This window comes from Methylomusa anaerophila, assembly GCF_003966895.1.
Classification (GTDB): domain Bacteria; phylum Bacillota; class Negativicutes; order Sporomusales; family Sporomusaceae; genus Methylomusa; species Methylomusa anaerophila.
This window is the reverse complement of record NZ_AP018449.1, coordinates 4596064-4607085: the sequence shown is the minus strand read 5'-3', so window position 1 is coordinate 4607085 and position 11022 is coordinate 4596064. Positions and strand designations below refer to the sequence as shown.

Below are 11022 nucleotides of genomic sequence, written 5' to 3'. Positions count from 1 at the left end.
CTTAGTATACTTTGAATACTTTGAGTTTACAAAAATATAAAACTATTGATTAAGGGAGAGAAGAATAATGATTAATGTTGGAATTGAAGCGATGAATGCTTTTGGAGGATCAGCTTATCTGGATGTGATGGAATTAGCCCAGCATCGTAAATTGGATACCGCAAGATTTTCAAATTTATTAATGAAAGAAAAGGCCGTAGCCCTGCCTTACGAAGATCCGGTTTCCTATGGGGTCAATGCGGCTAAACCGGTGGTGGATTCTCTTTCCCAGGCCGAAAAAGACCGGATTGAGTTGCTGATATCCTGCACCGAATCGGGGATTGATTTTGGCAAATCCATCAGTACTTATATCCATCATTATTTGGGATTGAATCGAAATTGCCGCTTGTTTGAACTGAAAAATGCTTGTTATTCCGGGACTGCCGGACTTCAGATGGCAATCAATTTTATTCTGTCCCAAACATCGCCGGGAGCCAAAGCGCTGGTGGTTGCGACTGATATTTCCCGGTTTATAGGGGAATCAGGCGGGGAGATGACTGAGGACTGGTCCTATGCGGAACCTAGTGCGGGTGCGGGAGCCGTGGCGGTTTTAGTCAGCGAAACTCCTTATGCATTCCAAGTAGACGCAGGGGCCAACGGCTACTACGGGTATGAAGTGTGCGATACTTGCCGCCCGACTCCTGATAGTGAAGCCGGGGACGCGGATTTGTCCCTGTTGTCCTATTTGGATTGTTGCGAGAATGCTTTTCAGGAATATAAAAAACGGGTAGTGGGCGCAGATTATCAACAAACATTCCAGTATCTCACTTTCCATACTCCCTTTGGCGGCATGGTGAAAGGAGCCCATCGGGCCATGATGCGGAAGATGGTCAAAGCCAAGCCGCCTGAGGTGGAAGAAGATTTTAATCAACGCGTAATGCCGGGAATGACCTACTGCCAGCGGGTCGGAAATATCATGGGCGCCACTTCCTTCCTGTCGCTGGCAAGTACTATTGACAACGGCCGGTTTGATTCTCCGAAGCGACTTGGTTGTTTTTCCTACGGGTCGGGCTGCTGCTCCGAATTTTATAGCGGGGTCGTCACTCCTCAAGGTCAGGAACGCCAGCGCCGGTTTGAGATTGAGAAACAATTAAATGAACGCTATCAATTATCGATGGAGGAATATCATTCTATATTGTTAGGAAGCGGCGTTGTAAGATTTGGCACCCGCAATGTCAATCTGGATTTTGATTTCGTTCCGGGCGTGTTGGCCGCAAGTCAAGGAAAAGGGCGATTGTTCCTGAAAGAAATTAAAGAATTCCATCGTGAATATGCGTGGTATTAATGAATTATCAGACAATTAAAGTCCGTTTTCAGGAGTCAATATGTTTTTTGCAGATTTATCGCCCAGAGGCCAACAATTCAATCAATGATCTCCTAATTGAAGAATGCCATCATGTACTGGCAATGTGTGAAGAAGCCGCAACCATCGTGGTGTTGGAAGGCTTGCCGGAAGTCTTTTGTTTTGGGGCTGATTTCAAGGAAATACACGGGACAATTGCCAGCGGGCAACGCCGGGAACAATCGCCGGAGCCCTTGTATGACCTATGGCTGAAATTGGCTACCGGACCGTACATTACAATTTCTCACGTCCGGGGCAAGGCTAATGCCGGCGGGGTGGGATTCGTCGCCGCCAGCGACATTGTGCTTGCCGATGAGACGGCGCAGTTTAGTTTGTCCGAATTATTATTCGGACTTTTCCCGGCTTGTGTTCTGCCGTTTTTGATTCGCCGCATGGGATTTCAAAAAGCCCATTATTTAACGTTATCGACTCAGCCGATTTCCTTTCAACAGGCCCATGCATGGGGCCTGGTCGATGCCTATGAAGCTCAGAGTGAGTCTTTGCTTCGCAAACATTTGCTTCGTTTTAGACGTTTGTCTAAAACAGGAATTTCCCGATATAAACGCTATATGAATGAGTTGTATAATTCGTTGCTTCAGTCCAAATCATTGGCTTTAGCGGCCAACCAGGAGATATTTTCCGACCCTCGCAATCTTGAGGGGATTTTTTGGTATATTGATAAGGGACAATTTCCCTGGGAGAGATGATAATGTCGGAATATAGCGGGAGGCTGATGATGGATAGAAAAGAGATTTTACGTGCATTGCAAGCAGGGGAAATAAGCCCCGGGCAGGCTGAGAAAAAACTAAAAGAAATAACGGAATCAAGTTCCGCTGCGACAGGTCCGGCGGGGGCAGAGCCCCCCGCTGAAAACCCAATGACAGAAGCTGCCGTCGATTTCCGAGAAGTGGAACCGGGCATTGTCCAATTAACAATGCAAGACCGGGTTAATAAAAATACCTTCTCCTACGAATTGGTCACCGGCCTGTTCCAGGCGTTTGAGTCCATTCAAGCCAATCCAAACTACAAAGCGGTGGTCCTGACCGGATATGACAGTTACTTTGCCTCCGGTGGAACCAAGGAAGTTTTATTGGATATATATGAAGGTAAAATGAAATTTACCGATCATAACATCTATAGCCTGGCGCTGGATTGCAAGATACCCGTAATTGCTGCCATGCAAGGTCATGCTATCGGCGCCGGCTGGTCCATGGGAATGTTTTGTGATTTGATTGTGATGAGCCGGGAAAGCATATATACCAGCAACTATCTTAAATATGGCTTTACTCCCGGCGCTGGTGCAACATTAATTTTTCCTGAGAAAATTGGCATTAGTTTGACCCAGGAAATTTTATACACCGGAAATAATTTTTACGGTTCGGAATTGCAGTCAAAAGGTATTCCTTTTCCGGTGCTGCCCAGGAAAGAAGTTCTGCCGTATGCATTGCAACTGGCAAAAACGTTAGCCGAGGCGCCCCGGGAAACATTGATAGCTTTAAAAGATCTTATGGTTGAACCCATCAGAGAGAAGTTATCCCTGGCCTTTGCAAGAGAAGTGCAAATGCATGAAAAAACTTTTGTAAATCAGCCGGAAGTAAAAGAAAGAATTCAATCTCTGTATGGGCAATCTTCGGAAAATACGGATAAGCAGTCTTTAGGATTGACTATACCGGGAGAAAAAGATTTGCCAAAGGGTCCTGCTTCTTCAGGCCAGCCGATAGAGTTAAAAGAGTTAAAGAAAAAAACGGTGGTATTCACAGGCAATACGGATGTGTCTTTACAAAATCAAGTTCCCCAAAAATCCATTGCCATCATCGGCATGGCAGGACAATTTCCCAAGTCAAAGTCCATGACTGAATTGTGGAACAATCTTGCCGACGGCAGGGACTGCATTTCAGAAATTCCTGCCACACGCTGGCCGCTGGACCTTTTTTATGATCCGGATCCCAAAGCTCCCGGAAAAACCTATTGTAAATATATGGGCGCTTTGGAGGATGTGGATAAATTCGATCCCTTGTTTTTTGGTATTTCAACCACAGAAGCAGTAGTAATGGATCCGCAGCAACGTCTGTTCCTGGAAAGCTGTTGGGCCTGCATTGAAGATTCCGGTCTAAACCCCTTGTCATTATCTGGCAGCCGGTGCGGTGTTTTTGTGGGTTGCGCCCCCAGCGATTACGGGCATACCATGATTATGCAGGGGCAAGAACTGAATTCCCAGGTCTTTACGGGAGGAACAAACTCCATTCTGCCGGCCAGAATTTCGTACTCATTAAACTTGAAAGGACCCTGTTTAGCCATTGATACTGCCTGTTCAGCCTCCCTGGTAGCAATAGCTGAAGCCTGTGACAGCCTGATACTGCAGAATAGTGATCTTGCCCTGGCGGGGGGAGTAAACATCATGGCCGGACCATATCTGCACATTCAGGCCAGCAAAGCCGGAATGCTGTCCCCGGACGGACGCTGCTTTTCTTTTGACGCTCGTGCCAACGGTTTTGTTCCCGGTGAAGGCGTGGGAGTTGTTTTATTAAAAAGACTCGCCGATGCAGTGCGGGACGGCGACCCCATTTATGGAGTGATTAGTGGCTGGGGGATTAACCACGACGGAAAAACCAACGGAATTACCGCGCCCAGTGCAAAATCACAAGTTTTCTTAGAAAAAGACGTGTATCAACGCTTTGGAATTAATCCGGAAACAATAACTTTGCTGGAAGCGCACGGAACAGGAACAAAACTTGGTGATTCCATTGAAATAGACGCCCTTGCCGAATCTTTCGGCTCTTTTACACAAAAAAAGAACTATTGCGCGTTGGGAACGGTGAAAAGCAATATTGGTCACCTTTTGGCAGCGTCGGGAGTTGCCGGTGTAATTAAAATACTGCTTTCCCTGCAGCACCGGCTGATACCGCCGGCGATTAATTTTGAAAAGTTAAATGAATATGTTTCCCTGGATAATAATCCGTTTTATATCAATACCAAATTACAGCCATGGGAAACGTCCGCCGGCATTCCGCGGCGCGCCGCCGTGAGTTCTTTTGGATTCAACGGCACCAACGCCCATCTGGTCATCGAAGAATACATCCCTGCGGTTGACACTGCTGACACCACGATTTCCATGGACATGGAAACAAACAACCCGGTCCTGGTTGTGTTGTCGGCAAAAACTGAGGAACAATTAAAAGCCTACGCCAAGTCCATGAAGAGCCATGCTGAAGCCCGTGAAGACTTCAACCTGACGGATTTGGCCTATACCCTTCAGACAGGCCGGGAAGGGATGGAATATCGTTTGGCCTTCCCGGCGGATTCGCGAGATATGCTAATAAAAGTATTAGGGGACTTTATTGACAATTCATCGCCAGAAGTACTGACAGGTCAGGTGAAAAAGAGCAACGGCAGAAAGAAACTCCTTGAATTGGATGAAGAAACAAAAGCCTTGCTGGAAACCTGGCTTCAAGAAAAGGAACTTAAAAAAGTAGCGGAAGTCTGGTTAAAAGGTATAAATGTTGATTGGAACAAACTCTATGCCGGCACCAAACCTTGCCGGATAAATCTTCCCGCTTATCCCTTTGCCAGGGAGCGCTACTGGGCGCCCAAGGCTGACAGCCAGCCTGCCGTCGGCACAGCAACGGATTCGGCAGGATCGCCGGCAACCCCTGCGACGCCGGCGCACCACTTTGGTGCGGATGCTCAGCTGGAAAAATATCAATCAGAGACGATAGGGGAATCTCATATTGCCGTGGAATCCTTACAGGAAGAACTGGCTGCAAGCTTAGCCCAAGCCTTGTATAAGAATCGGAGCGATATTGATGTAGATGCAAGTTTTGTGGATATGGGGATGGATTCGATGATAGTTGTGAACTGGGTGCAGGCGATTAATAACCAATACGGGACTTCAATCGCCGCAACCAAAGTTTACGATTATCCAACCCTTAGCGAATTTATCGGGTTCATGGAAAAAGAACTGAGTAACACAGACAATAAAAGAAGATTAAAGCGAAAATCTTTCAAGTTATGGCCGCAATTTCCCGAACTCATTCATCTCAACCAGAGCTCGCAAGGACGACCTGTATTTTGGACTCATGCGGGGCAGGGCGGAGTAGAAGTATATCAACAAATTGCTCAGAAGATTCAACGTCCCTTTTTTGGTATTCAGGCGCGAGGCTGGATGACCGACCGCTCTCCTTTGCACGGGCTCCAGGCAATGGCTGCATATTACATTCACATTATGCAATCGGTGCAGCCGGAAGGTCCCTATGACGTGGGCGGATACTCCATGGGCGGAACTTTGGCTTATGAAATCACGCGCCAATTGCAAGAGTTGGGACAAACCGTTGATACAATCGTTATGTTGGATGCGATAGATCCTGCCGAAATGAAAAAATCATACGAGTCGCAAAAAGGTTTGATTTTGCAAACGGTTAACGTTGCCTTGCTGGCTTCAATTGATAAAGAGCCGGAAAAAATAGCCCAAACCTTAATTCATCGCGACGAAGTAAATTCAAATTTAAATGATGAGGATTATTTGGAACAATTAATTGAGCTGGCCGCGAAACGGGGATTGATAAAATCGAAAGAGCAGGTATACTCGCAGTTGCAGCAAAATCTAAAGGTGCGGCAGGCTTATAAAGATGATGCTTATTCTGTTCTGCCGTTGCCGGATCCTCAGGCGGTAACTTGTCACTTTTTCCGTAACGGCAGTGGCTTATTCCTGGGAGAAATAGAGCCTTATTTGTCAACGGCAGAGGATAATATTTTATTGGATAATGTGAATTATTGGGCAGAATGGGAGCGGCAGCTTCCCAATTTTAACAGGATGGACCTGGACTCACCCAATCATATGATGCTTTTGACGGAACCTAAGTCATTGGAAGCTATAGTTGCTTTTTGTGAAAAATTATATTCCTAAAACATACATTGGACATACATTAAACATACACTTAATGGATGGGCCATTATAGAAGCTTAACTTGCAAATTCCCCGTGTAGAGTACTTTGAGAGAAAACATCAAAAATATCCGGCTAGGCCGGACCGGAGGAAGGGAGGACAGCGCGAAGTCATGACAAATAACCTGGACAATAAGGGAAATAGTATGCCGGTAATTTTATTGCCGAAAAATGTCTTTGGTGCATTTATGAGCTTAGCAAGGGAGATCGAATCCTGCGGACCACTGTCCAAAAAGGAACAAGAACTGATACTGCTGGGAACAGTGGTCATGGATCGTTCGGAACATGGGATTGCTTTACACGCCGAAAAAGCTTACCGTGCCGGGGCAACCAGAAACGAGATTCTTCATGCGATAGTGTGTTGCCTTCCTGTGGCTGGCCTAGCTAAAGTGAATGAGGCCCTTGAAGCAGGTCTGGCGGCTGTGGATCAGTTGGAAAAGGCGGCTGGAGGGAAATAAGGCCAGGATTGTTGCCGTTAAGTTATTCAGAAGTAATGGACGCCTAATTTGATGGTTTTTTAATTGCTTAATTAATATAATTAATAATGACATTGAATATATTAATATTTACATTGACAATATTAAGCAACCATGCTAGAATAAGCTTAACTTAGCTAGTTTATGGTTAATAAAGAAGGTGCAGTATGATATTCAGAGCGCCAAATTACTGTCCGGTTTGTAATCACGAAATGAAAATCAGCAGCCTCTCCTGCGACTATTGCCAAACGCAGATTGAGGGTAGCTTCACTACCTGTAAGCTCTGCAAGCTACCCGTTGAGCAACAGGAGTTCATCGAAGTCTTTCTCAAATGCCGTGGCAGTATTAAAGATGTGGAAAAAGAACTAGGCATCTCCTACCCCACGGTTCGCAACCGTTTGGATGGTGTGGTTCAGGCTTTGGGGTACAAAGTGCAAAAACAGGATGATGAAGAAGAAAAGAATTTTAAACAGGAAATAATCAGTGCCCTGGAAAAAGGGGAGATTTCCGCCCAAGAGGCCGTCAGGCTGCTGAGAAAAGCAGCCAAGTAACGTTAACTTAGAGAAGGGGTAAATGATCATGAGTGATGAGAAAAGCAAGCTCCTGCAGATGGTGCGGGACGGAAAGATTTCCATTGAGGAGGGGCTGGAACTCTTGGGAGCGCTGGACGACACCGGGAGTAGACCGCCGATCCCCGGGAAAAAGCTTGGTGACCGTTTTCTAAGGGTACGGGTAGATAGCGCCGAGGCTAAGGTCAACGTTAATATTCCTCTCATTTTGTTGAAGGTAGCCTCACAACTTGGAAATATGATTGCGGGCTATATACCCGAGGAAGCCCGCCGGGAAATGGCGGGGAAGGGCTTGGACTTTTCCAAGATTGATTTCGAAGAACTGGTAAACCTCGTCGACCAGGGACTGGTGGACGGGAAGCTGTTTGATGTCGATATCGAAGATCCGAAAAAGGGAAAGATCAGGGTTGAGGTATATGTGGAGTAAGCGGCAAAGCCAACTCCTGCTGGTTAAAGTATCTCCGGGCGGCCTTCGTCCGTTGGTCATTCCCGTCCCGTTGTTCGTCCTTGATTTGGCTTTGGATGCTTTTGCCGATCTCGCTTGCCTGTTTGACGCATTTGCCCCCAAGCGGCTGCGCGGTGTCAGCCGGTTTAACCTAGCCGGATGCTGCACAGGCCCGGCCTCCATGGAAAGAATGCTGGCAGTCTGCCTGCAGCTGTTTCGGGAGACGCGGCAGTACGGCAGGTTTCGCCTGGCGGAAGTACAGTCCGGCAATATCAGGGTATTCATAGACTTTTATTAAGCTGAGGTGGACTTGAATGTGCAGGCTGGTTCTAAGAATTGTCGCCAATACGTTTGCCTTGTATGTGGCTAAGCTGGTTTGGCCTGCGGTGGTCCTGGACAGTATATGGGCAGGCCTGTTGGCTGGAACAGTCCTTACACTGCTGCATGCTGCAATCCGTCCGTTTCTGCTGTTGATCCTATTGCCTGTCAATCTAATCACCCTCGGCTTATTCACCCTGGTCATCAACGCCTGGATGGTGATGCTGACAGACGGTCTGATCCCAGGATTGACAGTTCCGGGGTTCTGGTCAGCCCTAGTCGTTGCCCTGCTGGCAACGTTGGTTAATCTGCCCTTGAACCGGTGGAGAGCTGCCGGCGCAGTACGCCATGCTAAGCAGTCAAATCGATGAAATGATGGATCAAGGGCAAGAGGAATTCGCCCCGGTTCGGGGTCAAGGCAATGAAGTGAAGGCTGAAGGCTATTGACGTATTATAGGAATTGGCGGTTTCGGTTTCTTAAGAAAACTTTAATTTACCGAGTGAGGATGATATAAGCATGTCTAATCAGGAAACAAACGGTAAAACAACTAAAAAAAGAAAGCGTATCTTAATGGTGCTGGTATTTCTTTTAGTAATAGCCATGCTCGGGTTAGCATGTACCAATCTTCCTGGGAAATATTATCAAGAAACCTTTGCCGTAGAACCGGGAACCGTTCTGAAGATCTACAACGGAACCGGAAATATTAAGGTGAGCAGTTGGGACCGTGATTACGTTGAAGTAGGTGCGCAGAGCAATTTCTTTAATAGTTTACTGAAAGGGCCGGGTATTGATATAGCAACCGGAAAAGAATTAGTTATCCGGACTCGTGCCGGTATGGATTTAGGGATCACAGTACCCAAAGGCGTACTGATCACACGGGTGGAAAACTCCCGCGGAACAATAAAACTGGATAATGTTTCCGGAAATGTTGACGCCAAAGCATCCACAGGCGAAATTCAAATCCAGGGAGTGGATGGTTTGGTCAAGGCCGAAACCAATATGGGAAAAATCAGTGTAGAGAATGTTTCCGGGGATGTTGACGCCAAAACATCCTCAGGCGAGATTCAGATCCATAAAGTGAACGGGTTTGTTAAGGCGGTAACCAATAATGGGAAAATTAACATTACCGGCGTAAGTGGGCTATATGAGGCCCGCACTGAGCGAGGGGATATCTCAGTAGAGGTTCCGGCTATCCGGGATAACCTGGAGATAAGGTCCAATTTAGGCAGTATTAAAGCTTTCCTGTCGCCGAACCTTGTTGCCCAACTGGCGGCAAGCACCTCTACCGGAAATGTTACTTACCAGGATCTGCCGCTAACCGTGAACCAATCTTCCCAAACAATGATTACCGGCAGGCTTGGAGAAGGCGGCGGTAAAATAAACATTACAACTTCAATGGGCTCTATAAGCTTGAACAAGCTGTAGTAAAACCTGTCCTCTCACCTTATTGAAGGCCGTCTCACATATTGGCATATGTATGATTGTGGGCTATACTTGATAAAGCCCGCCGGGAAACAAACGGCTATGCTCACCATATTTGTGCGGGAGTGAAAGCCGTTGCCGTGAAAGCCGGCGGTCTTAAAGAAAACTTCAATTTATCCAGTGAGGGGGTTATAAGTTTGCCTAATAAGGAATACCCGAAAACCTTTGCCGTAGAACCGGGAACCGTTCTGAAGATTTATAACAAAAACGGCAATATCGACGTAAGCGGTTGGGACCGTGATTTCGTTGAGGTAGATATTCAAGGCCATTTCCTGACTGCTTTTCTGAAAGAGCCGAGTATTGATATTGCAACCGGTAAGGAATTTGTTGTTCGGACTCTTAACAGTATGAATTTACGGATCACAGTGCCCAAAGGAGTGGTAGCCACCCATGTGGAAAACTCCAAGGGAAAAATCAATGTAAAGAATGTGCCGGGGGATGTTGATGTCCAAACAGCCACAGGTGAAATCAAAATCCAGGGAATGGCTGGTTTTGTTAAGGCTGTAACCAATATCGGAAAAATCAATGTGGAAAATGGGTCAGGAAAAGTTGATGCCAAAACAGCCACAGGCGAAATTAAAATTCAGGGCATAAATGGTTTTGTTAAGATCGAAACCAATATTGGAAAAATCCAGGGGGAGAATGTGTCAGGAGATGTTGACGCTAAAACAGCCACAGGCGAAATTAAAATCCATAAAGTCAACGGTTTTGTTAAAGCGGTAACCGGTAACGGTAAAATTGACATTACCGGGATAAGCGGGTTATACGAAGCACGCACTAACAACGGCGATATCTCAGTAGAGGTTCCGGCTATCCGGGACAGCTTGGAGATAAGGTCCCATCACGGCAAAATCACAGTCTTTCTTTCCCCGAACATTGTTGCCCAACTGAAGGCAAGCACTTCTACCGGAAACATTACTTACCAGGATCTGCCGTTAACCGTGAACCAATCTTCCCCGACAATGATTACGGGAAGGCTTGGTGAAGGCGGCGAAGACAGCGGTAGAATAAACATTGAAACCTCCACCGGTTCCGTAACTCTGAAGAAGTTGGTTTAATATAATTTTGCCAAAACAGATATTTATTCTAACAAACTTAAGCCGTTGGAAACAATGGCTGATTTTATAAAAATTTTTACTTACAAGAATGGTAATTTTTATTCCCATGGAGGGACAGTTTTCCCGGATCGGACAGCGGTATTCACGCTCCAGCGTTTATGCCGCCTGCTTATCCGGGAAATCTTATTTCGCCGGGATGAGCGATAACAGCAGCCCGGCGCTAGCCGGGTTTTCTAAAATATATGCCTATGCCGCATTAAAGAATTGACATCCGGGTATTAGGAAAAGCTGAGCTAAGCAACAGCTTCGAAACTTCTCCTAATACCCGGATATAATTTCAATTTTTTAATG

11 protein-coding genes are annotated in these 11022 nt (G+C 46.4%); all 11 read left to right on the top strand.

The window, feature by feature from the left end:
- Positions 1-67 precede the first annotated feature (67 nt).
- The 11 genes from MAMMFC1_RS20610 to MAMMFC1_RS21190 all read left to right on the top strand — a co-directional run bounded on the left by MAMMFC1_RS20610 (position 68) and on the right by MAMMFC1_RS21190 (position 10939).
- Positions 68-1324, top strand: a complete 1257-nt coding sequence (locus MAMMFC1_RS20610) for a hydroxymethylglutaryl-CoA synthase family protein (protein WP_126310271.1) — start codon at positions 68-70, stop codon at positions 1322-1324.
- On the top strand, positions 1324-2088 hold the full coding sequence (locus tag MAMMFC1_RS20605) for an enoyl-CoA hydratase/isomerase (protein ID WP_126310270.1): 765 nt from the start codon (positions 1324-1326) through the stop codon (positions 2086-2088). Before MAMMFC1_RS20610 ends, MAMMFC1_RS20605 begins: the two co-directional genes overlap by 1 nt.
- Positions 2089-2117: 29 nt before the next feature.
- Positions 2118-6284, top strand: a complete 4167-nt coding sequence (locus MAMMFC1_RS20600) for a polyketide synthase (protein WP_158618835.1) — start codon at positions 2118-2120, stop codon at positions 6282-6284.
- A 151-nt stretch (positions 6285-6435) separates the two neighbouring features.
- A complete protein-coding gene (locus MAMMFC1_RS20595) occupies positions 6436-6780 on the top strand; it encodes a carboxymuconolactone decarboxylase family protein (RefSeq protein ID WP_126310268.1) in 345 nt (114 codons plus the stop codon).
- Between the two features lie 185 nt (positions 6781-6965).
- Entirely contained in the window at positions 6966-7349 is a 384-nt protein-coding gene (locus tag MAMMFC1_RS20590; RefSeq protein ID WP_126310267.1) for a DUF2089 domain-containing protein, read from the top strand.
- A 28-nt stretch (positions 7350-7377) separates the two neighbouring features.
- The gene (locus MAMMFC1_RS20585; protein ID WP_126310266.1) at positions 7378-7794 is read left to right on the top strand and encodes an SHOCT-like domain-containing protein; all 417 of its coding nucleotides are present in this window, start codon (positions 7378-7380) and stop codon (positions 7792-7794) included.
- The gene (locus MAMMFC1_RS20580; RefSeq protein ID WP_126310265.1) at positions 7784-8110 is read left to right on the top strand and encodes a hypothetical protein; all 327 of its coding nucleotides are present in this window, start codon (positions 7784-7786) and stop codon (positions 8108-8110) included. Before MAMMFC1_RS20585 ends, MAMMFC1_RS20580 begins: the two co-directional genes overlap by 11 nt.
- Before the next feature lie 16 nt (positions 8111-8126).
- Complete coding sequence (locus MAMMFC1_RS20575) at positions 8127-8501, top strand: phage holin family protein (protein WP_126310264.1); 375 nt, start codon at positions 8127-8129, stop codon at positions 8499-8501.
- A 146-nt stretch (positions 8502-8647) separates the two neighbouring features.
- Entirely contained in the window at positions 8648-9556 is a 909-nt protein-coding gene (locus MAMMFC1_RS20570; RefSeq protein ID WP_126310263.1) for a DUF4097 family beta strand repeat-containing protein, read from the top strand.
- 56 nt (positions 9557-9612) lie between these two features.
- A complete protein-coding gene (locus MAMMFC1_RS20565; RefSeq protein WP_126310262.1) occupies positions 9613-10671 on the top strand; it encodes a DUF4097 family beta strand repeat-containing protein in 1059 nt (352 codons plus the stop codon).
- 88 nt (positions 10672-10759) lie between these two features.
- Positions 10760-10939 carry a hypothetical protein gene (locus MAMMFC1_RS21190; protein WP_145987666.1) on the top strand — a complete coding sequence of 60 codons (180 nt, stop codon included), beginning with the start codon at positions 10760-10762 and terminating at the stop codon, positions 10937-10939.
- Positions 10940-11022 lie beyond the last annotated feature (83 nt).